At 44.8% G+C, this 261-nt stretch carries 1 pseudogene; it reads right to left on the bottom strand.

Features of this window, described 5'->3' with window-relative positions:
• Positions 1–13 precede the first annotated feature (13 nt).
• Positions 14–261: pseudogene (locus AAEZ06_RS27605) on the bottom strand (asparaginase); the annotation flags it as partial.

Below are 261 nucleotides of genomic sequence, written 5' to 3'. Positions count from 1 at the left end.
ATAAAAACGTTAACTAGTCAATCGTCAGTTCACCAATTAAATTTTGCTGCATACGTTGTTTGATTTGCGCTGAGGTTAATCCAATGGACAACAAATAATGCAGTTTTGCCAATGCCGCTTCAACCGTCATATCGGCACCGCCGATCACCCCTGCTTGCGCTAACGCATTGCCAGTAGCATAGCCGGCCATATTGACTTTGCCTTGGAAACACTGGGTTAAATTCACCAATACAATCCCGCGTTCGTCAGCTTGTTTAAGGG

This window comes from Pseudomonas sp. HY7a-MNA-CIBAN-0227, from assembly GCF_040310325.1.
Taxonomy (GTDB): Bacteria; Pseudomonadota; Gammaproteobacteria; order Pseudomonadales; family Pseudomonadaceae; genus Aquipseudomonas.
Note: the sequence above shows the minus strand (reverse complement) of the source record. Positions and strands in the feature narration are given on the sequence as shown.